This is a genomic window from Bartonella schoenbuchensis R1, assembly GCF_002022685.1.
Taxonomy (GTDB): domain Bacteria; phylum Pseudomonadota; class Alphaproteobacteria; order Rhizobiales; family Rhizobiaceae; genus Bartonella; species Bartonella schoenbuchensis.
Genome location: NZ_CP019789.1, coordinates 1,000,773 through 1,020,671 on the forward strand (window position 1 = coordinate 1,000,773; position 19,899 = coordinate 1,020,671).

At 40.8% G+C, this 19,899-nt stretch carries 30 protein-coding genes and 1 pseudogene; all 31 read right to left on the minus strand.

All coding sequences use genetic code 11. The features are described from left to right. Positions 1 to 3 precede the first annotated feature (3 nt). A complete protein-coding gene (locus BscR1v2_RS04330) occupies positions 4 to 1,398 on the minus strand; it encodes a Do family serine endopeptidase (protein ID WP_078689881.1) in 1,395 nt (464 codons plus the stop codon). A 254-nt stretch (positions 1,399 to 1,652) separates the two neighbouring features. After that, positions 1,653 to 2,081 carry a 50S ribosomal protein L17 gene (gene rplQ / locus BscR1v2_RS04335; RefSeq protein WP_078689882.1) on the minus strand — a complete coding sequence of 143 codons (429 nt, stop codon included), beginning with the start codon at positions 2,079 to 2,081 and terminating at the stop codon, positions 1,653 to 1,655. 24 nt (positions 2,082 to 2,105) lie between these two features. After that, positions 2,106 to 3,119 (minus strand): DNA-directed RNA polymerase subunit alpha, encoded by a 1,014-nt coding sequence (locus BscR1v2_RS04340; RefSeq protein WP_010703866.1) that lies wholly within the window; start codon positions 3,117 to 3,119, stop codon positions 2,106 to 2,108. Positions 3,120 to 3,214: 95 nt separating this feature from the next. After that, positions 3,215 to 3,604: a 30S ribosomal protein S11 gene (gene rpsK / locus BscR1v2_RS04345; protein WP_010703867.1), complete on the minus strand. Its 390-nt coding sequence runs from the start codon at positions 3,602 to 3,604 to the stop codon at positions 3,215 to 3,217. A 109-nt stretch (positions 3,605 to 3,713) separates the two neighbouring features. Next, positions 3,714 to 4,082 (minus strand): 30S ribosomal protein S13, encoded by a 369-nt coding sequence (gene rpsM, locus BscR1v2_RS04350; RefSeq protein WP_078689883.1) that lies wholly within the window; start codon positions 4,080 to 4,082, stop codon positions 3,714 to 3,716. Positions 4,083 to 4,261: 179 nt separating this feature from the next. Beyond that, complete coding sequence (locus BscR1v2_RS04355) at positions 4,262 to 4,840, minus strand: adenylate kinase (RefSeq protein WP_078689884.1); 579 nt, start codon at positions 4,838 to 4,840, stop codon at positions 4,262 to 4,264. Further along, positions 4,837 to 6,182, minus strand: a pseudogene (secY, locus tag BscR1v2_RS04360) (preprotein translocase subunit SecY). The gene BscR1v2_RS04355 and the pseudogene secY overlap by 4 nt, the downstream one beginning before the upstream one ends. Before the next feature lie 169 nt (positions 6,183 to 6,351). After that, positions 6,352 to 6,819 carry a 50S ribosomal protein L15 gene (gene rplO / locus BscR1v2_RS04365; protein ID WP_078689885.1) on the minus strand — a complete coding sequence of 156 codons (468 nt, stop codon included), beginning with the start codon at positions 6,817 to 6,819 and terminating at the stop codon, positions 6,352 to 6,354. Between the two features lie 26 nt (positions 6,820 to 6,845). Beyond that, positions 6,846 to 7,052, minus strand: a complete 207-nt coding sequence (gene rpmD / locus BscR1v2_RS04370; protein ID WP_078689886.1) for a 50S ribosomal protein L30 — start codon at positions 7,050 to 7,052, stop codon at positions 6,846 to 6,848. Positions 7,053 to 7,083: 31 nt separating this feature from the next. Beyond that, entirely contained in the window at positions 7,084 to 7,644 is a 561-nt protein-coding gene (rpsE, locus tag BscR1v2_RS04375; RefSeq protein WP_078689887.1) for a 30S ribosomal protein S5, read from the minus strand. Positions 7,645 to 7,757: 113 nt separating this feature from the next. Beyond that, positions 7,758 to 8,120, minus strand: a complete 363-nt coding sequence (gene rplR / locus BscR1v2_RS04380) for a 50S ribosomal protein L18 (RefSeq protein ID WP_078689888.1) — start codon at positions 8,118 to 8,120, stop codon at positions 7,758 to 7,760. A gap of 12 nt (positions 8,121 to 8,132) precedes the next feature. Further along, entirely contained in the window at positions 8,133 to 8,666 is a 534-nt protein-coding gene (gene rplF, locus BscR1v2_RS04385; protein ID WP_010703875.1) for a 50S ribosomal protein L6, read from the minus strand. Positions 8,667 to 8,704: 38 nt separating this feature from the next. Then, on the minus strand, positions 8,705 to 9,103 hold the full coding sequence (rpsH, locus tag BscR1v2_RS04390) for a 30S ribosomal protein S8 (RefSeq protein ID WP_010703876.1): 399 nt from the start codon (positions 9,101 to 9,103) through the stop codon (positions 8,705 to 8,707). 14 nt (positions 9,104 to 9,117) lie between these two features. Beyond that, complete coding sequence (rpsN, locus tag BscR1v2_RS04395; RefSeq protein ID WP_078689889.1) at positions 9,118 to 9,423, minus strand: 30S ribosomal protein S14; 306 nt, start codon at positions 9,421 to 9,423, stop codon at positions 9,118 to 9,120. 24 nt (positions 9,424 to 9,447) lie between these two features. Further along, positions 9,448 to 10,005 carry a 50S ribosomal protein L5 gene (rplE, locus tag BscR1v2_RS04400; protein WP_007477077.1) on the minus strand — a complete coding sequence of 186 codons (558 nt, stop codon included), beginning with the start codon at positions 10,003 to 10,005 and terminating at the stop codon, positions 9,448 to 9,450. Then, positions 9,998 to 10,312: a 50S ribosomal protein L24 gene (gene rplX, locus BscR1v2_RS04405; RefSeq protein ID WP_078689890.1), complete on the minus strand. Its 315-nt coding sequence runs from the start codon at positions 10,310 to 10,312 to the stop codon at positions 9,998 to 10,000. The genes rplE and rplX overlap by 8 nt, the downstream gene beginning before the upstream one ends. A 12-nt stretch (positions 10,313 to 10,324) precedes the next feature. Continuing rightward, positions 10,325 to 10,693: a 50S ribosomal protein L14 gene (rplN, locus tag BscR1v2_RS04410; RefSeq protein WP_010701323.1), complete on the minus strand. Its 369-nt coding sequence runs from the start codon at positions 10,691 to 10,693 to the stop codon at positions 10,325 to 10,327. A 150-nt stretch (positions 10,694 to 10,843) separates the two neighbouring features. Further along, a complete protein-coding gene (gene rpsQ, locus BscR1v2_RS04415) occupies positions 10,844 to 11,083 on the minus strand; it encodes a 30S ribosomal protein S17 (protein ID WP_010703878.1) in 240 nt (79 codons plus the stop codon). 11 nt (positions 11,084 to 11,094) lie between these two features. Next, positions 11,095 to 11,295 carry a 50S ribosomal protein L29 gene (gene rpmC, locus BscR1v2_RS04420; RefSeq protein WP_007477073.1) on the minus strand — a complete coding sequence of 67 codons (201 nt, stop codon included), beginning with the start codon at positions 11,293 to 11,295 and terminating at the stop codon, positions 11,095 to 11,097. A 12-nt stretch (positions 11,296 to 11,307) separates the two neighbouring features. Continuing rightward, on the minus strand, positions 11,308 to 11,721 hold the full coding sequence (gene rplP, locus BscR1v2_RS04425; RefSeq protein WP_007477072.1) for a 50S ribosomal protein L16: 414 nt from the start codon (positions 11,719 to 11,721) through the stop codon (positions 11,308 to 11,310). A gap of 36 nt (positions 11,722 to 11,757) precedes the next feature. Then, the gene (gene rpsC, locus BscR1v2_RS04430; RefSeq protein WP_078689891.1) at positions 11,758 to 12,468 is read right to left on the minus strand and encodes a 30S ribosomal protein S3; all 711 of its coding nucleotides are present in this window, start codon (positions 12,466 to 12,468) and stop codon (positions 11,758 to 11,760) included. After that, positions 12,468 to 12,857 (minus strand): 50S ribosomal protein L22, encoded by a 390-nt coding sequence (gene rplV / locus BscR1v2_RS04435; protein ID WP_010703880.1) that lies wholly within the window; start codon positions 12,855 to 12,857, stop codon positions 12,468 to 12,470. The genes rpsC and rplV overlap by 1 nt, the downstream gene beginning before the upstream one ends. 2 nt (positions 12,858 to 12,859) lie before the next feature. Then, positions 12,860 to 13,138 (minus strand): 30S ribosomal protein S19, encoded by a 279-nt coding sequence (rpsS, locus tag BscR1v2_RS04440; protein ID WP_007477069.1) that lies wholly within the window; start codon positions 13,136 to 13,138, stop codon positions 12,860 to 12,862. A 15-nt stretch (positions 13,139 to 13,153) separates the two neighbouring features. Continuing rightward, the gene (rplB, locus tag BscR1v2_RS04445) at positions 13,154 to 13,987 is read right to left on the minus strand and encodes a 50S ribosomal protein L2 (protein WP_078689892.1); all 834 of its coding nucleotides are present in this window, start codon (positions 13,985 to 13,987) and stop codon (positions 13,154 to 13,156) included. Positions 13,988 to 14,008: 21 nt separating this feature from the next. Then, entirely contained in the window at positions 14,009 to 14,302 is a 294-nt protein-coding gene (locus BscR1v2_RS04450; protein WP_078689893.1) for a 50S ribosomal protein L23, read from the minus strand. Beyond that, on the minus strand, positions 14,299 to 14,919 hold the full coding sequence (gene rplD, locus BscR1v2_RS04455) for a 50S ribosomal protein L4 (RefSeq protein WP_010703883.1): 621 nt from the start codon (positions 14,917 to 14,919) through the stop codon (positions 14,299 to 14,301). The genes BscR1v2_RS04450 and rplD overlap by 4 nt, the downstream gene beginning before the upstream one ends. Further along, on the minus strand, positions 14,919 to 15,659 hold the full coding sequence (rplC, locus tag BscR1v2_RS04460; RefSeq protein WP_078689894.1) for a 50S ribosomal protein L3: 741 nt from the start codon (positions 15,657 to 15,659) through the stop codon (positions 14,919 to 14,921). The genes rplD and rplC overlap by 1 nt, the downstream gene beginning before the upstream one ends. A 27-nt stretch (positions 15,660 to 15,686) precedes the next feature. Continuing rightward, positions 15,687 to 15,995, minus strand: a complete 309-nt coding sequence (gene rpsJ, locus BscR1v2_RS04465) for a 30S ribosomal protein S10 (protein ID WP_007477064.1) — start codon at positions 15,993 to 15,995, stop codon at positions 15,687 to 15,689. Positions 15,996 to 16,060: 65 nt separating this feature from the next. Further along, positions 16,061 to 17,236, minus strand: coding sequence for an elongation factor Tu (gene tuf / locus BscR1v2_RS04470; protein WP_007477058.1), 1,176 nt, complete (start codon positions 17,234 to 17,236; stop codon positions 16,061 to 16,063). Positions 17,237 to 17,299: 63 nt separating this feature from the next. Further along, positions 17,300 to 19,384 carry an elongation factor G gene (gene fusA, locus BscR1v2_RS04475; RefSeq protein WP_078689895.1) on the minus strand — a complete coding sequence of 695 codons (2,085 nt, stop codon included), beginning with the start codon at positions 19,382 to 19,384 and terminating at the stop codon, positions 17,300 to 17,302. A 27-nt stretch (positions 19,385 to 19,411) separates the two neighbouring features. After that, complete coding sequence (gene rpsG / locus BscR1v2_RS04480) at positions 19,412 to 19,882, minus strand: 30S ribosomal protein S7 (protein ID WP_007477054.1); 471 nt, start codon at positions 19,880 to 19,882, stop codon at positions 19,412 to 19,414. Positions 19,883 to 19,899: the final 17 nt, after the last annotated feature.

Genomic DNA, 19,899 nt, shown 5'->3' on the forward strand with positions numbered 1-19,899 from the left:
CCCTCAGCGGATAAATTGGCGAATATAGACACCATTGCGTTCATATTCCAGTTGCCAAATACGCGGATGTTCCTGCATAAGAATCTTTTTTAATTGGTTCACAGTTTGAATTTGATGACCATTAACAGCACGCAAAATATCTCCTGAGCGGAAAATCTCTGCAGCATTACTCATGTTATCGAGATTGGCAATCACAACACCTTTTACAGTCGCAGGAAGATGAAAACGCTGGCTATTTTGCGGTGTTAAATCTAGCACTTCAGCCCCAGAAAGAGGACTTTTATCAATAATTTTTTCAGATTTTACAAATGAAGAATTAGACATTGATGAGACAGTTATCTTTGTTTTTAAAGTTTTTCCATCTCGTAAATATTCTAAATTAAGGTTTTGCCCAACACTAGTTGTTATCAAACGATATATAAGGTCATCTGGGCTATCAATTTGTACATCTTGCACACTTAAAATAACATCACCCACTTTTAAACCAGCTTTTGCAGCAGGACTATCTTGAACAATTTCAATAACAAGAGCTCCATAGGGACGTTCTAAACCCAAACCACCTGCAACATCAGGTGTAACCCTTTGAAAGGATGCACCAATATAAGGCGGCACAAAAAACTTTTCACCACGTTTAACTGTATCAAGAACTACTTTAATAAGATTAGCTGGAATAGCAAAACCAATTCCTGTAGAACCGCCGGAACGCGAATAAATAGCTGTATTAATCCCAATCAATCGGCCATTCACGTCAATTAGAGCCCCACCAGAATTACCCGGATTGATAGCAGCATCCGTTTGAATAAAAAAATCAAACTCAGAAATACCAACACGTCTACGCGCTTGCGCTGAAACAATGCCACTTGTAACTGTTTGTCCAACACCAAAAGGATTACCAATTGCAAGAACGAGATCGCCAACTTCAACTGCATCAGAATTTCCTAAAGGAAGAACAGGAAACTGAGTATCTTTTGAATTAATTTCAAGTATTGCAATATCAGTTGCTTCATCTTTTAATATAACTGCGCTTTCAAATTCTCTTCCATCAGAAAGAACAACTTTAATCTCGTAAGCACCTTTAATAATGTGGTAACTCGTAACAACCAAACCACGTACATCAACAATTACCCCAGACCCCAATGATGATTGCGTGCGTAAAGGTCTGTTATCTTGATAACGACCAAAAAATTGCTCAAAAAATGGATCATCTTCAAAAGGAGAACGCACTTTAACTTGTCGAGCAGCGTAAATATTTACAACAGACGGTACAGTTTTTTTAACTAAAGGAGCAAATGAAAAAGTGGTTTTTGACTGTGTTGATGGAACTTGAGCATTCGTGGAATGAAACGATATTAATGTCATAATCACAAAAAAAAGCCCTATTAAAATAGAACGCTTCATTATCCACTCCCTCAAAAACTAAAACAGCCCCCATTTAATAGAACATGGAAATTTTATTATTCATCTCCATTTATCATCTCCATTTATTTGATATTTAAATCAAAAATGTCTCACTTTGGCAAGTAATATTGCAAAATCAACAATGAGAACAATCTTCTTTCTTCACCCATTATTGAACAACATTTATTCTGAAGCACAAATTAAAAAACGCCTCAGAAAGGCGTTTTTCATTCTCCAAAAAAAGAAAAAGCTCCTTACGAAGAGGCCTTTTCCTCATTGGCAACCCCTTCTATGTGTTTATGATTTACAGAATTTTTTGCATTAATATCCCTATCAACAAATTCTATAACAGCCATAGGTGCATTATCACCAGTACGAAAACCTGCTTTCATAATGCGCAAATAACCACCTTTGCGTGATGCATAACGTGGTGCAAGTGTATCAAATAACTTTGCAACCTTTTTAGTGTCACGAATAGCTGAAATTGCTTGCCGGCGCGCGTGCAAATCGCCCCGTTTACCAAGTGTAACCAACTTTTCAACAATAGGGCGAATTTCTTTAGCCTTTGGAAGCGTCGTCACGATCTGCTCATACCCGATCAATGAAGCTGCCATATTGGCAAACATCGCTTTACGGTGACTGGCAGTCCGGTTTAGCTTGCGACCTGATTTACCATGACGCATGAGCTTTCTCCTTAAATTTAATTCTTAATACTGATCTTCATAACGTTTAGCAAGATCATCAATATTCTCAGGCGGCCACGCAGGAATCTCCATACCAAGATGGAGCCCCATACATGCAAGAACCTCTTTAATCTCGTTTAATGACTTACGTCCAAAATTTGGCGTCCGAAGCATTTCAGCTTCTGTTTTTTGAATAAGATCACCAATATAAACAATATTATCATTCTTAAGACAATTTGCTGAACGAACTGAAAGCTCCAACTCATCCACTTTTTTAAGAAGTGCAAGATTAAAGGAAAGTTCAGAAGCTGGTTCTTCAACAAGTTCTTTTTGTGGCTCTTCAAAATTGACAAATACCGAAAGCTGATCTTGAAGAATACGCGCCGCAAAAGCGACAGCGTCTTCACCATTAACAGCACCATTAGTTTCAATCGTTAACGTCAACTTATCGTAATCAAGGACCTGCCCTTCGCGTGTGTTTTCTACTTTATAAGACACCTTACGAACTGGAGAATAAAGACTATCGATTGGGATAAGACCTATAACCGCATCATCTACACAATTACGATCAGATGGAACATAACCTTTTCCCGTATTCACAATAAATTCCATACGAATTTCCGCACCCTCATCTAGCGTGCAAATAACATGCTCAGGATTAAGAATTTCCATATCCCCAACAGTACGTATATCTCCAGCTCTAACAACACCAGGCCCTTCTTTACAAATGATAACGTGCTTAGGACCCTCCTCTTCCATGCGAATAGCGATTTCTTTGATATTTAAAATAATATCTGTAACATCTTCACGAACACCTGGAATTGATGAGAACTCATGCAACACACCATCAATTTGCACAGCAGTAACAGCAGCGCCACGCAGTGATGACAATAATACACGACGAAGTGCGTTTCCTAATGTTAAACCAAAACCACGCTCAAGCGGCTCTGCAACAACACTCACAACATTTGAATTACCATCTGCATGAAACTCAACCTTATTGGGTTTAATTAACTCCTGCCAGTTTTTCTGGATCATATTTTTATTCCTGTTCTTTAGTTCCGCTACCATTCAATCGCAACGGCCAGTGTGAACATCGGAAAAAGTTTCCGATTATGAAAAACAATACCTAATCAAACACGCCGTCTCTTTCGGGGACGACATCCATTATGAGGAATTGGCGTTACATCTCGAATGGAAGTAATTACAAAACCAACAGATTGCAACGCACGTAAAGCAGATTCACGACCTGACCCAGGACCACAAACTTCAACTTCCAATGAGCGCATACCGTGTTCTTGCGCCTTTTTAGCACAATCTTCTGCTGCAACCTGCGCAGCAAAAGGTGTAGATTTACGAGAACCTTTAAACCCCTGAGCACCAGCAGATGACCATGCGATCACATTCCCCTGAGCATCAGTAATAGTAATCATCGTATTATTAAATGTTGAATTGATATGCACAACACCTGATGAAATATTTTTACGTTCGCGACGACGAACACGTGTGGCTTCCTTGGCCATAACTTTCCTTTCAACGATCTCTCCACTGCCGTAACACCAGCAGCTCCACCTTATTTACCTTTATTCAAAACTTCCCATAAAAAGAAGAATATAAAAATAAAGATTACTATTATTTCTTCTTACCAGCAATTGCTTTAGCTGGACCTTTACGCGTACGCGCATTAGTATGTGTACGCTGCCCACGAACAGGTAAAGAACGACGATGGCGCAACCCCCTATAACAACCAAGATCCATTAAACGTTTAACATTCATCGCAACTTCACGACGAAGATCCCCTTCAACTTGATAACCTTGATCTATCGTTTCACGAATTTGCAACACTTCCGCATCTAAAAGTTCATGTACACGACGTTCCGAAGGAATGCCAACTTTCTCGACAATTTCTTGAGCAAATTTCCGTCCAATCCCGTGGATATATTGAAGCGCAATAACTACACGCTTATTTGTTGGGATATTGACGCCAGCAATACGAGCCACACTTATTCTCCTTGATTATGTTAACAATGAACCATAAAATACTTGAAGCACTTTATAGAAACAAAGAAATGATCTCGGCTCCAACATACCCCAAATCCCATTTTTTACTGAAATAAAGCAGCTTTTGATAGATTTTACTATAAAAGTCAACTCTTTTCATTTATTTTTAAAAAATTTTCTTATTTAAGGAACTCTCTAATTGCACATGATATATCAGTAACACCAGCCATTCCATCAACCTTTTTTAACAAACCCGTTTTTAAGTAAAATTCTGATAAAGGAGCTGTTTTTTCACGATATTCAACTAATCGTTTTGCAAAAGAATCAGAATTATCATCTGAACGGACTTGTCCACCAACAGCTATCGTTTCCTCAACACGTTTCTTCATGCGCTCAATCAAAGCCTTTTCATCAACAATAAATTCAATAACGGCATTAAGCTGCACGTTTTTTGATTGCAAAATTTGTTGTAATGCCTCTGCTTGCCCGACAGTGCGCGGATATCCATCCAATATAAAACCGTTTACACAATCATTCTCATCAATACGATCTGATACAATTTGATTAACAATATCATCAGACACCAAAGCACCACTTTCTATAATGGCTTTAGCTTTTTTACCAATTTCTTTTTCTGCTATAACAGCTTCACGAAGCATATCACCTGTTGATAATTGAGGAATATTATAATGCTCACCTAATATTTTAGCTTGAGTGCCCTTACCAGCCCCAGGAGGTCCTAAAAAAATAACTCTCATCGATTCCTTTTACCTCCACGGAGTTTTGATTTTTTAATCAACCCTTCATATTGATGTGCAACAAGATGCCCCTGAATTTGAGCAACTGTATCAAGTGTAACAGTAACGACAATAAGCAAGGATGTGCCCCCAAGATAAAAAGGAACATGCAGTGCTGATATCATAAACTCCGGCAGCAAACAAACTAGAATAATATAAATCGCACCGACAACAGTGATACGTGTTAAAACATAATCAATATATTCAGCTGTACGTTCACCAGGGCGAATTCCAGGAATAAAACCCGAATGCTTTTTTAATTGATCTGCTGTATCACTAGGATTAAATACAATAGCTGTATAGAAAAAACAAAAAAATGCCATCAAAGCCGCATAAATTATCATATAAAGTGGTTGCCCATGACCAAGAGAAAAAGAAATAGTCTGAATCCATTGCGGCATTTTATCAGAAAAATTATTAATAGTTGCAGGTAACAACAACAAAGATGAAGCAAAAATTGGAGGAATAATTCCAGCAGTATTCAACTTTAAAGGAAGGTGTGACATATCACTCTGAAACATCTGATTACCAACTTGACGTTTTGGGTATTGAATAAGAATCCGTCGCTGAGCACGTTCTATAAAAACAATAAACCCAACAACAAAAATAATAATAAGGACAATTCCTATCAATAAAAAAGTTGATAAATCAGCTTGACTATGTGCAGTCAAAAGTTGAGCAAAAGTGGAAGGAAAATTAGCCACAATACCTGTAAAAATAATGAGAGAAACCCCATTACCAACACCGCGTGATGTAATCTGCTCGCCAAGCCACATTAAAAACATCGTCCCACCAACCAGCGTAATGACAGCAGAAACACGAAACATTATACCTGGCTCCAAAACAATTTGAAGTCCCGTTCCTATACCAGTTTCAAGCGCAACCGCAACACCAAAAGCCTGCAGAATAGCTAACACTACCGTTACATAACGAGTATATTGATTGATAATTTTACGGCCTAATTCACCCTCTTTTTAAGAGATTCTAATGAAGGAATAATTGAAGTTAGCAACTGTACAATAATTGATGCTGATATATAAGGCATAATTCCTAGCGCAAAAATCGCCATCCGCCCAACAGCACCTCCAGCGAACATATTCACCAACCCCAATACACCAGACGCATGCTGTTCAAACGTTTGCCGTAAAGCATCAATATTAATGCCAGGCAAAGAAATATAGGTACCAAAACGATACACAAGAAGCGCAGCTAGAGTAAACCAAATACGTTTTTTTAATTCAGTCGCACGTGAAAAAGTACCAAAATTTATATTGGAAGCAAGTTGTTCTGCAGCTGATGCCATAAAATCTCTCCAGTTTATACCCCAACTCGTTGCTTACACAACAATAACCCTAACATTCATATGTTATATAAGAATAAACGCAAAACTTAAATGGTCTCTCATAAATAATGGCCTAGAATGAGTTATAGATACTCCTTTCCAGGCCAGCCACTATTTATCAAAATGAACTTTACTGGACAGATTCAAGAAGATTAATCTGACCACCAACTTTTTCAATCTTTACACAAGCAATCTTAGAAGCACCAGAAACGTTAAACACAATCTTAGCTTTTAACTCACCATCAGAAAGAAGACGAACACCATCTTTTACACGACGAATAATACCAGCTTCTTTTAGTACAAATACATCAACCGGTTTTTCAATATTTAACTTTCCCGTATCAATCGCTTGCTGAATTCGACCTAATGAAACTTCATTATAAATCTTGGCAGAGAAATTTTTAAATCCACGCTTTGGTAAACGACGATAGATAGGCATCTGCCCACCTTCAAAACCATTAAGCGCTACACCAGAACGCGATTTTTGCCCTTTAACACCGCGACCACCAGTTTTACCACTACCCGAACCAATACCACGTCCAATACGCTTACGATTCTTTGTTGCGCCTTCGCAATCACGCAGTTCGTTGAGTTTCATATTCTATACTCCTGCGACCTTCTATTCTAACCTTCATCCACAATCCGAACAAGGTGGGAAACCTTAGCAATCATACCTCGCACACAAAGTGTATCCTCTAAAGTGCGACGACGACGCATCTTATTTAATCCAAGTCCCTTTAACGTTGCACGCTGAGTTTGTGGCTTTCGAATCGGACTTCCAACTTGCTCTACCGTTACAGTTTTACCAATCTGAGATTTTTTTTGAACCATTTTAAATTCCTTTTCTGACAAACCTCAGAAATTATTCCTCTGAACCAATCAAATGCTGGCGACGCGACTGTAAAGTTGAATATTTAATACCACGTTGCGCCGCAATATCTTTAGGGTGCACCTGACGCTTTAAAGCATCAAAAGTTGCACGAACCATATTATACGGATTTGATGAACCCAATGATTTAGCAACGACATCTTGCACACCAAGAGTTTCAAAAATAGCACGCATTGGCCCACCAGCAATAATACCAGTACCAGCAGAAGCTGAGCGCAATAACACACGACCAGCTCCATGACAACCTTCAACATCATGATGTAATGTGCGCCCAGATCGAAGCGGAACATAAATCATTTCACGCTTCGCAGAGTCCGTAGCCTTACGAATTGCTTCAGGCACTTCACGCGCCTTACCATGACCAAAACCAACACGTCCTTTTTGGTCTCCAACAACAACAAGAGCAGCAAACCCAAAACGTCGTCCACCCTTTACAACTTTAGCAACACGATTAATGTGCACAAGTTTATCAACAAATTCACTACTATTTTCATTTCGACGCTCATCGCGATCATTACGTTCTTTTTGTGCCATTCCTCATTCCTTTTTCTTTTCCGGAAGCACCTTAACGAATCCTCAACATTAAATTAAGGAACTCATATGAAACACTAAAAATATCTTTTTAACAGAATTCTAAACAAGATATTTTAAAAAATCAAACCGCCCTCACGAGCAGCTTCAGCTAAAACTTTCACTCGACCATGATAAACATATGCCCCACGATCAAAAACAACCTCATTAACACCAGCTTTTTTTGCACGTTCAGCAATTAATTTACCAACAGCAAAAGCGGCCGCTTTATCAGAACCGCTTTTTAAAGATTTTCTCAATTCTCCTTCAAGAGTACATGCAGAAGCAAGTGTACACCCACGTAAATCATCAATAATTTGTGCATAAATATTCTGATTTGAGCGGTAAACACTAAGTCTCGGACGACCATTAGCGACAGCTCTAATTTGACGACGAACACGCTGCGCACGGCGCTGAATAATCTTTTTAGATGAAACCATAACGCAAAACCCTTACTTCTTTTTACCTTCTTTACGAACGATACGTTCATCTACATATTTAATACCTTTACCTTTATAAGGCTCGGGTCCACGATATTCACGAATTTCTGCCGCAACTTGCCCGACTTGCTGCTTATCAATTCCAGAAACAACAATTTCTGTTGGCTTAGGAACTGTTACAGTAACACCAGACGGCACTTTATAAATAACATCATGGGAAAAACCTAATGATAATTGAATATCCTTACCCTGTAAAGCAGCACGATAACCAACGCCGTTGATCTCAAGTTTCTTCTCAAAACCATCTTTCACACCGCAAAAAATATTCTCAATCATTGAACGTGACATACCCCATTTAGAGCGCGCATCCTTTGATTGATCACGCGGTAAAACCGACACAACATTTTCCTCAAGCTTAACCAAAACTTCATCATTAACGACGTAGCTCAGTTCACCTTTTGGACCTTTTGCCTTAATCAACTGACCTTCAACAGTAGCAGTAACTCCAAGAGGAACCGGAATAGGCCTTTTTCCAATACGAGACATTGTTTTAACCTGTTTTACTTTCGTTTGCTTACAATCAATCAGAAAACACGACAGAGAATTTCTCCACCGACATTTTGTTCACGCGCTTCATGATCTGCCATTACCCCTTTAGGAGTCGACAAAATTGAAATACCAAGACCATTTGCTACCTGAGGAATAGACTTAGCAGAAACATACACACGACGACCAGGTTTTGAAACACGTGAAATCTCACGAATAACAGCTGAACCTTCAAAATACTTCAATTCAATCTCGATTTCGGATTTCCCTTTACCAAAATCAACCTGATTGTACCCACGAATATAACCTTCAGACTGCAAAACATCAAGCACCCGCCTACGAAGCTTAGAAGCAGGCGTAATCACTTTACCCTTTTTACGACTAAGCGCATTACGAATACGTGTTAACATATCACCAAGAGGATCTGACATAGACATCTTGTTATCTCCTCTTACCAACTAGATTTAACAATACCAGGAATATGGCCTAGAGAACCAAGTTCACGTAGCGCAATCCGCGACATTTTTAATTTACGATAATAAGCTCTTGGACGCCCCGAAACTTCACAACGATTACGAATACGAACCTTTGCAGAATTACGTGGTAGTTCCGCCAACCGAATAGAAGCTTTAAAACGCTCTTCAAGCGAAATCTTCTGATCCATCACAATTGCTTTCAAACGCGCACGACGTGCAGCATAACGCTTTGCCATCACAACACGATGCTTATTTTTCTCAACGGCACTTACTTTGGCCATAATCTCACCTCACTACGTCTGCCGTTACAAGCGAAATGGAAAATTAAAAGCACGCAATAATTCACGCGCTTCATCATCCGTTTTTGCTGTCGTACAAACGATAATATCCATGCCCCAAATCTGATCAACTTTATCATAATTGATCTCTGGAAACACAATGTGCTCTTTAATACCCATAGCAAAATTGCCATGACCATCAAAGCTTTTTGGATTCAAACCACGAAAATCACGAACCCGTGGAAGGGCAATCGTAATAAGACGATCCAAAAACTCAAACATACGATCTTTACGTAATGTAACCTTAGCCCCAAGCGGCATTTTTTCACGAACCTTAAAACTCGCAATAGAATTACGCGCATAGGTAACTACAGCTCTCTGACCTGTTATTAATGTCAGATCTTCAGCTGCAATAGATGGTTTTTTGGAATCAGCAGTCGCCTCACCAATCCCCATATTAATCACAATTTTATCAACGCGTGGAATTTGCATTTCGTTTTTATAGTTAAACTTCTCTTGAAGCATTTTACGAACAACTTCAAGATAATGCGTCTTCATACGCGGCTTCTGTTTTTCTTTAGCCATTAATCAGTTCTCCCGACCGTTTGGCAACACGAACTTTATTACCATCTGCATTTACACGAAAACCTATACGTGTAGGTTTACCATCTTTAGGATCAACAACCGCCAAATTAGACAAATGAATAGGTGCCTCCTTAGAAACAATTCCAGCTTCTTGTGTTTGTGTTTGACGCTGATGACGTTTAACTACATTAATTCCAAGAACAAGAGCGCTGCTATTTTTGGGATTCACCTTAATAACTTCACCGCTACGACCTTTATCTTTCCCAGATAAAACGATAACTTTATCACCTTTTCGAATCTTTTGCACGATATTTACTCCTTACAACACTTCAGGAGCGAGTGAAATGATCTTCATGTGGTTTTTACCACGAAGTTCGCGAGGAACAGGCCCAAAAATACGTGTACCAATAGGCTCTTTTTTATTATCCACCAAAACAGCAGCATTTCTATCAAAACGAATTACACTACCATCCGCACGACGAATATCCTTGGCAGTACGAACTACCACAGCTTTCATCACATCACCTTTTTTAACACGTCCACGGGGAATAACATCCTTAACCGAAACAACAACAATGTCACCGACCGAAGCATATTTCCGCTTTGAACCGCCCAGCACCTTGATGCACATGACACGACGAGCACCAGAATTATCAGCAACGTCGAGGTTTGTTTGCATCTGAATCATGACTGGCCACCACCTTTTCTTAATGTTTAAATCCGACGATGCCTTTGGCACATCCGGACTTGCCTGTCAAACAATAATGAAGCTATGGTTATCAAAATTTACCCAATGGAAAAAACCAATGTTAAATTTTAAAACAATTAGCCTGGTTAATCACGTTACACTGTCTACAACAACAATCCAACGTTTATCTTTCGAAATCGGTTTAGATTCTTGAATAGAAATCTGATCTCCGATTTTGAATTGATTGTTCTCGTCATGCGCCTTGTATTTTTTAGACTGTCGAACCGTCTTTTGGAGAAGCGGATGAGAATAACGACGCTCCACTTTGACAACTACAGTTTTATCATTCTTGTCGCTAACGACAACGCCTTGCAAAATGCGTTTAGGCATCTCTTATTTCCTTAAACCTTGTTTCCATCCATCTTCTGACGAAGAAAAGTTTTAATACGCGCAATGTTACGACGAACTTGCTTAACACGTGCGGTTTTTTCTAATTGACCTGTCGCTTTCTGAAAACGCAGATTAAACTGCTCTTTCTTTAACTTAGCCAATTCATCTTTCATTTGGTCGAGCGTTTGCGCCCGTAATTCTTCGGCTTTCATCGCTTAACCTCTTTATTCAGCAATTCGTTGAACAAAACGAGTCTTAACAGGCAACTTTGCAGCACCCAATCTAAGAGCTTCACGTGCAACATCCTCAGGAATCCCGTCAAGCTCAAACATAACGCGGCCAGGAGAAACACGTGCTGCCCAATAGTCAACACTTCCCTTACCCTTACCCATACGAACTTCAGTCGGCTTAGATGTAACCGGAAGATCTGGAAAAATCCGAATCCATACACGACCAGAACGCTTCATGTAACGTGTAATAGCACGACGCGCCGCTTCAATTTGGCGCGCAGTAATACGCTCTGGCTCAATAGCCTTCAGACCGTAAGCACCGAAGTTCAAATCCGTACCACCTTTCGCAACACCGTGAATACGGCCTTTGAATTGCTTACGAAATTTTGTGCGCTTTGGCTGCAACATTACTCTTTACTCCAAATCTCAATTCAACCATAAAAATCAAGTATTTTCACGGCGGCGACTCGACGAAACTCCTGAATGATCACTTTCCATAGCACGATTTTCCGAAGCCATTGGATTATGTTCAAGGATCTCGCCTTTAAAAACCCAAACTTTAACACCACAAATACCATACGCCGTTTTAGCCTCTGCTGTACCATAATCCACATCGGCACGCAAAGTATGAAGTGGAACACGACCTTCACGATACCATTCCATACGAGCAATTTCAGCACCACCAAGACGACCAGAACAATTAATACGAATACCTTCCGCTCCAAGACGCATAGCAGATTGAACAGCACGCTTCATTGCACGCCGAAAAGCAACACGACGTTCAAGCTGCTGAGCAATTGATTGCGCAATGATTGTCGCATCAATTTCCGGCTTACGAATCTCAACAATATTTAGTGAAGTCTCAGCATTCGTCATTTCTGAAAGTTTACAACGAAGCTTTTCAATATCAGCACCCTTTTTACCAATAATAAGACCAGGGCGTGCTGAGTGAATTATAATACGACACTTTTTATGAGGACGCTCAATAACAACCTTAGAAATAGCTGCTTGCTTCAGTTCTTCAATCACATATAAACGAATTTTTAAATCTTCATGAAGGAGACGTCCATATTCACCACTATCAGCATACCAACGTGAATCCCAAGTTCGATTAACTCCAAGACGAAGCCCTATTGGATTGATCTTCTGCCCCATTACGCAGCCTCCTCTTTTTCGGTAACTTCACGAACAATAATAGTAAGATGCGAAAATGGACGCTCAATTCGACTAGAACGCCCGCGACCACGAACATGAAAACGTTTCATTACTATAGATTTACCAACATGCGCTTCTGAAACAATCAACGAATCAATATCAAGATCATGGTTATTTTCCGCATTCGCGATCGCTGACTCAAGAGTTTTTCTAACTGTCTGAGCGATACGTTTACGTGAAAATGTCAAATCAGCCAACGCTGTATTAACCTTTTTACCACGAATCATCGCAGCAACCAGGTTAAGCTTTTGTGGACTAACACGAATCGTTCGAGCAACAGCCTTCGCTTCATTGTCCTTAAGTTGGCGCGGAACTTTAGCTTTGCCCATTACTACTTCCTTTTTGCTTTCTTATCCGCACCATGACCATAATAGGTTCGAGTGGGAGCGAACTCGCCAAATTTATGCCCAACCATTTCTTCAGAAACAGAAACAGGAATATGTTTATTGCCGTTGTAAACACCAAAAGTCAAACCAACAAATTGCGGCAGAATGGTAGAACGACGACTCCACATTTTAATAACTTCATTACGCCCACTTGCACGTACCTTCTCTGCTTTCCCAAGAAGATAGCCGTCAACAAACGGACCTTTCCAAACTGAACGAACCACTTTAGACTACCTCTCTTACTTCTTACGTTGATGACGCGAACGCATAATAAATTTGCTAGTAGCTTTATTGGAGCGTGTACGCTTACCTTTCGTAGGCTTACCCCAAGGAGATACAGGGTGACGACCACCCGATGTACGCCCCTCACCACCACCATGTGGATGATCCACTGGATTCATAGCGACACCACGAACATGAGGACGCTTTCCACGCCAACGCGACCGACCAGCTTTACCATCATTAATATTTCCGTGATCAGGATTTGAAACAGCACCAATGGTTGCAAAGCAACCACCAGGAACCAAACGCTGCTCCCCAGAATTAAGACGAAGAATAGCCATCCCCTGATCTCGCCCAACTAGCTGTGCATAAGCCCCTGCTGAACGTGCAATCTGACCACCTTTACCAGGTTTCATCTCAACGTTATGGATAATCGTACCCACTGGCATATTACAAAGAGGCATTGCATTACCTGGCTTAATATCAACATTTGAACCAGTAATAACCACATCACCAATACCAAGACGCTGAGGCGCAAGAATATAACTTAATTGACCATCTTCATAACGAATCAATGCGATAAAAGCAGTACGATTTGGATCATACTCCAAACGCTCAACCTTTGCAGACATATCACGCTTAAGGCGCTTAAAATCAACAAACCGATAGCTACGCTTATGCCCCCCACCTTGAAAACGAGCTGTAACTCTACCATGATTATTACGCCCACCCTTTGACGACAACCCCCCAGTCAGCGTCTTTACAGATTTACCCTTATGAAGATCAGAACGCTCCACAATAACAAGCTGACGTTGCCCGGGTGTTGTTGGATTAAAGTGCTTAAGTGCCATTATTCTTATCTCCGAGCCTTACTAAAGACCTGTCGAAAGGTCAATTGAGTAACCTTTAGCCAATGTCACAATCGCTTTTTTAACATCATTCTGTCGACCAACAACACCTTTGAAACGCTTCACTTTACCCTTACGAATCGTTGTGTTAACCGCCTTAACCTTAACATTAAAAAGCGCCTCAATGGCTGCTTTGATTTCAGGTTTCATTGCTTTTGGTGCAACATTAAAAACAACTTGATTATATTCAGAAACCATAGTCGATTTCTCAGTAATAACCGGACTAATAATTACATCATAGTGGCGAAGATCCGTCATTTGAAACGCTCCTCAAGAGCCTCAACAGCTGCCTTCGATAAAACAAGCTTATTGCGACGCAAAATATCATAAACATTAATCCCCTGAACCGGTAAAACATCAATATTAGGGATATTAGATGCTGCACGAGAAAAATTCATATTTATTTCTTTTCCACCAATTAATAGGGCATTATTAAAACCAAGCTTAGAAAAACTCTTAGCAAGTACCTTAGTTTTAGCATCCTGAACATTAAGTTCATCAACTACAATCAAATCATTTGTCTTTAGTTTTACTGACAAAGCAAGACATAACCCAAGCGCACGACTCTTTTTAGGAAGAATATGCACGTGACTACGAGCCACTGGACCATGTGCTTTACCACCACCTCGAAACTGCGGTGCGCGAGCAGATGAATGCCGAGCACGCCCAGTTCCTTTTTGTTTAAACATTTTTGCACCTGTCCGAGCCACATCCGAGCGCCCCTGTGACTGATGCGTTCCTTGCTGACGACGCGCAAGCTGCCAACGAACAACACGCTGGAGAATATCTTCACGCGGAGCGAGGCCAAAAATATGTTCAGAAACTTTTAACTTACCAGCTTCGTTGCCGTCAAGAGTTTTAATTACAAGATCCATTATTCAGCCTCCTCAACTTTAGAGGCCTCTACCACCGGAGTAGATGATTCAGTCTTTTTCTCTACAGAGCGACGAATCCCAGCAGGCTTTGGCACATTATCAGGAAGACGCTTCTTTACAGCATCACGCACTAAAATCCAAGCCCCTTTAGAACCAGAGACAGCACCACGCACCAAAATTAAGCCACGATCAATATCAGTAGAAACAACTTCGATATTTTGCGTTGTCACACGTACTTGCCCCATATGACCAGCCATTTTTTTGCCTTTAAATACTTTACCCGGGTCTTGACATTGCCCCGTTGAACCATGAGCACGATGTGTAATTGAATTACCATGTGAAGCACGATGGCCACCAAAATTATGCCGCTTCATAACGCCGGCAAAACCTTTACCGATACTTGTACCCGTTACATCAACTCTTTGTCCTGGAATAAAATGTTCCACTGTAATCTCAGTACCTACATCAAGTAAATTATCGGGACTAACACGAAATTCCGCCACCTTAGCTTTTGGCTCAACTACAGCCTTAGCAAAATGCCCACGGAGAGCTCGCGAAACATTTTTAACTTTCGCAAACCCCACACCTAATTGAACAGCAGTATAACCGTTCTTCTCAACTGTACGCTGAGCAATAACCTGACAATTCTCCAAACGAAGTACTGTCACTGGTACATGCTCACCAGCCTCATTATATATACGGGTCATACCCAGTTTTTGTGCTATTACACCTGAACGCATCGGGTTTGTTCCTTCTGTCTTCAAACCTCAGAGCTTAATTTCTACATCCACACCAGCAGAAAGGTCGAGCTTCATAAGAGCATCCACCGTTTGCGGTGTGGGATCAACAATATCAAGAAGACGCTTATGTGTGCGCATCTCAAATTGCTCACGACTTTTCTTATCAATGTGCGGCCCACGATTGACCGTAAACTTCTCAATCCGCGTCGGAAGCGGAATGGGACCACGGACATTGGCGCCAGTACGCTTGGCGGTCGACACAATTTCACGCGTCGACGCATCAAGAATCCGGTGATCAAACGCTTTCAAGCGAATGCGGATATTCTGACCATTCATATTCTTATTTCCCTGTCATACGGAGCAACTCTAACACTAAAGATACTTCACATAATTTATTGATATTATTCAATAATCTTAGAAACGATACCAGCTCCGACAGTACGCCCTCCTTCACGGATAGCGAAACGAAGCTTCTCTTCCATTGCAATCGGAACAATCAAAGAAACATCCATTGCAACATTATCACCCGGCATAACCATTTCCGTACCTTCCGGAAGCGTAACAATTCCTGTCACATCCGTGGTGCGGAAATAAAACTGTGGACGATAATTCGTGAAAAACGGTGTATGACGACCCCCTTCATCTTTCGTCAAAATATAAGCCTCAGCTTTAAACTTGGTATGCGGCGTAACAGAACCAGGCTTCGCCAAAACTTGTCCACGCTCAATACCTTCACGATCAATACCACGAAGCAATGCACCAATATTATCACCTGCCTGACCTTGATCTAAAAGCTTACGGAACATTTCAACACCTGTAACCGTCGTCTTAGAAGTCGGGCGAATACCTATAATCTCGATTTCTTCACCAACTTTAATAATTCCACGCTCAACACGACCCGTTACAACCGTTCCACGTCCAGAAATCGAAAAAACATCTTCTATAGGCATCAAAAATGGTTGATCAACCGGACGCTCAGGCGTTGGGATATAATTATCAACCTCATTCATCAAACGACGAACTGCATCTTCACCTATACTTTTATCTGAATCCTCAAGAGCTGCTAACGCAGAACCCTTAATTATCGGTATATCATCACCAGGGAAGTCATATTTCGAAAGAAGCTCACGAACTTCAAGCTCAACAAGCTCTAAAAGCTCAGCATCATCAACCTGATCAACCTTATTTAAAAAAACTACAATCGCAGGAACACCAACCTGACGTGCTAACAAAATATGCTCACGTGTCTGAGGCATCGGGCCATCAGCTGCTGAAACAACCAAAATCGCCCCATCCATTTGTGCAGCACCTGTGATCATGTTCTTCACATAATCCGCATGGCCTGGACAATCAACATGCGCATAGTGACGTTGCTCTGTCTCATATTCAACATGCGCTGTTGAAATGGTAATTCCACGAGCACGCTCCTCAGGCGCCGCATCAATTTGGTCATACGCTTTAAATTCACCAAAATATTTCGTAATCGCAGCTGTTAATGACGTCTTACCGTGGTCAACGTGACCTATCGTTCCTATATTAACATGCGGCTTCGTACGTTCAAATTTGCTCTTTGCCATTTGAGCTCTCCATTTTCTGTCCAAATCAAGGACTAAGTTTAAAGTTAATACGTAATCAAAAGATCACGCGTATTTTTTCTGAATTTCCTGCGCCACAGCTAAAGGAACAGGCTCATAATGATTAAATTGCATTGTATATTGAGCACGCCCCTGACTCATTGAACGAAGCGTGTTTACATAACCAAACATATTCGCCAAAGGAACCATTGCATTTACTACTGTCGCAATACCGCGCACCTCAGTACCTGAAATTTGACCTCGGCGAGAATTTAAATCACCAATTACATCTCCCATATAATCCTCTGGAGTCACAACCTCCACCTTCATGATTGGTTCAAGAAGCTGTGCACCTGCTTTTTGCGCCCCCTCTCGAAAAGCTGCGCGCGCAGCAATTTCAAAAGCTAAAACAGAAGAATCAACATCATGATAACCACCATCAATTAAAGTAGCCTTCACACCAAGCATGGGAAAACCTGCAAGAGGCCCTGATCCCATAACGCTTTCAATACCCTTCTGAACACCTGGAATATATTCTTTAGGAACAGCACCACCAACAATTTTTGATTCAAATACAAAATCATCACCGTCATGAGGCTCAAAAATAATCTTCACACGAGCAAACTGCCCAGCACCACCAGACTGCTTTTTGTGAGTATAGTCAATTTCTGCAACTTTCGTAATTGTTTCACGATAAGCAACCTGTGGTTGACCTACATTAGCCTCAACCTTAAATTCACGCCGCATACGATCAACAATAATATCAAGATGCAACTCTCCCATTCCAGCTATAATTGTTTGACCAGATTCTTCATCTGATTTAACACGAAATGAAGGATCTTCCGCAGCCAAACGATTAAGCGCAATACCCATTTTTTCTTGATCTGCTTTTGTTTTTGGTTCAATCGCAATCTCAATAACAGGCTCAGGAAACTCCATTCTCTCCAGAATAACAGGCTTCAAAGGATCACAAAGAGTATCACCTGTCGTTGTTTCCTTAAGACCCGCAAGAGCAACAATATCACCCGCAAATGCCTCCTCAATATCTTCACGAGAATTTGAGTGCATCTGAAGCATACGCCCTAAACGTTCTTTTTTTCCTTTTACTGTATTTTCAAGAGAAATACCTCTCTGAACCTTACCAGAATAAATACGACAGAAAGTTAATGACCCAACAAATGGATCATTCATAATCTTAAAAGCAAGCATAGAAAGCGGGGCATCATCTGAAGACTCACGTGTTGTTTCAGCTTCAGTCTTAACATCAATACCATTAATAGCCGGAACATCAATCGGAGAAGGAAGGTAAGAAACAATAGCATCTAATAGTGGTTGAATCCCTTTATTTTTAAAGGCAGTACCACAAAGAACTGGGTGAAATTGAACCTCTATTGTTCCCTTACGAATAAGAGCCATAAGCTGTTCATCAGTTGGCATGACACCATCCAAATAAGCCTCCATAGCAGCTTCATCAACTTCAACTGCCATTTCAACTAATTTTTCACGATATTCCTCTGCTTTTTCCTTCAATTCGACTGGAATTTCACCTACTGTAGCCGAAGCACCAATAGAACCATCCCACTTCAACGCCTTCATCTCAATAAGATCAACAACGCCTTCAAAATCATTCTCAGAACCAATTGGTAACTGAATAACAAGCGCCTTAGCACCCAATCGCGAACCAACCATTTCTACACTACGATAGAAGTCAGCCCCAATTTTATCCATTTTATTAACAAAAACCATGCGTGGCACATGATATTTCTCAGCCTGCCGCCAAACCGTTTCCGTTTGAGGCTCCACACCAGCATTAGCATCTAGTAAAGCTATCGCACCATCAAGAACACGTAAAGAACGCTCAACCTCAATTGTAAAATCAACGTGCCCTGGCGTATCAATAATATTAAAACGTCTACTCCGGCCATCACGCCCTTTCCAAAAAGTTGTCGTCGCAGCAGATGTAATTGTAATACCACGCTCTTGCTCTTGCTCCATCCAATCCATTGTAGAAGCGCCATCATGAGTTTCACCAATCTTATGGTTTTTACCAGTATAGAACAAAATACGCTCAGTCATCGTGGTCTTACCCGCATCAATATGCGCCATAATACCAAAATTACGATAGTCTTCGATTTTATATTCGCGAGCCATTCTATTTGCCTTAGATTTACAATATACCTACCAGCGATAATGAGAAAACGCACGGTTAGCCTCAGCCATACGGTGCACATCCTCACGCTTTTTCACTGCAGAACCACGATTATTAGCCGCATCCACCAACTCTCCAGAAAGACGATCAATCATTGTCGTCTCATTACGCCCACGCGCCGCCACAATTAACCAACGAATAGCAAGAGCCTGACGACGATCAGGACGAACATCTATCGGAACTTGATAAGTAGCACCACCAACACGACGCGAACGAACTTCAATATGTGGAGCAACATTTTCCAATGCCTGATGAAACAACGCCACAGGATCTGTTTTTACTTTACTCTCAACCGCATCAAGCGCACCATAAACAATGCGCTCAGCAACAGATTTTTTACCATCAAACATAATGGCATTCATAAACTTTGTAATGACCAAATCACCAAATTTAGGATCTGGATTAATTTCACGTTTTTCTGCTCTATGGCGACGGGACATTGGCTTTGTCTCTCAGT